Origin of the sequence: Promicromonospora kroppenstedtii DSM 19349 (assembly GCF_000515355.1) — a bacterium.
GTDB lineage: Bacteria > Actinomycetota > Actinomycetes > Actinomycetales > Cellulomonadaceae > Promicromonospora > Promicromonospora kroppenstedtii.
In genome coordinates, this window is sequence record NZ_KI911665.1 from 147829 (window position 1) to 148789 (window position 961).

Consider the following 961-nt stretch of genomic DNA (forward strand, 5'->3'; position numbering starts at 1 on the left):
GCCGGAGCGCGGGGCCGTGCGCGAGGACCAGCGGTACCCGATCGCCCGCGGTGAGCCGGGCCAGCGCGGCGGAGACGGCCTGCCGGACGCCCGCAAGCGGGTCGGTGCGCAGGCCAGGGACCGTCCCGGGGACGAGCAGCGGGGTCGCGGGCAGGATCACGGCGTGCACGATGGACGAAAGTAGCACCGGCCCCGGCATCCAGCGGTTCGTGGGCGATTCCACCCCCCTTTCCACGCAAAGGGCGCAGCGGGGGGAGGGGTCTGGCAGGTACTGTGGGCTGGTGAGGTTCTTCGGGTCACGACGCCGGAACACGGCGGGCGACGGCGACCGTGCGGCCACCGGCCCGCAACAGCCCGAGCCCAGGGAACTCGACGATGAGGAGCTGCGGGCGCAGGTGGAGGGCGTGCTGCTGCGTGAGCTGACGGGCGGCCTCGACGATCCCTCCTCGGTCCCCGAGCCGCTGACGCGCGACCGCGTGGTCGAGTGGCTGGGCGAGAACGGGTTCAGCTACTTCGTGGACTCCGAGGGCGACGTCGGCGGGCTGTGGCACGGCTGGCTGTTCTACTTCCTCATGGTCGGCGAGAGCAACGAGGTGCTCCAGGTACGCGGGCAGTGGCACCGGGACCTGACCATCGAGCGGCTGGAGGAGATCCTCGAGCTGTGCAACGAGTGGAACGCCGAGCGCATCTGGCCCAAGACGTACGTCCGTGTGCGCGACAACGGCGCGGTGCTCGTCTACACCGAGGTGACGGTCGACCTGGAGCACGGCGTCACCGAGGACCAGCTCGACCAGCTGCTGCAGTGCGGGCTGACCACGGGCTCCATGTTCTTCGAACATCTCGACGAGACGTTCCCCGACCCGCTGAGGTCCGCGCCATGAGCCCGCCCCGGAGCGGAGGCGGCGCCGGCCGCTGGCTCGCGCGCCTGCTCAACCCACGTCCGCCGGCGGCCCGGCGCCCC

Annotated in this window: 2 protein-coding genes; one reads left to right on the top strand and one right to left on the bottom strand. The window is 72.0% G+C overall.

Annotated elements, in window-relative coordinates:
* On the bottom strand, positions 1-223 hold a 223-nt coding region (locus PROKR_RS34840; protein ID WP_169736404.1), incomplete at its 3' end, for a hypothetical protein.
* Between the two features lie 58 nt (positions 224-281).
* On the opposite strand from PROKR_RS34840, the gene PROKR_RS13075 reads away from it, so the two are divergent.
* A complete protein-coding gene (locus PROKR_RS13075) occupies positions 282-881 on the top strand; it encodes a type III secretion system chaperone family protein (RefSeq protein WP_232216120.1) in 600 nt (199 codons plus the stop codon).
* Positions 882-961: the final 80 nt, after the last annotated feature.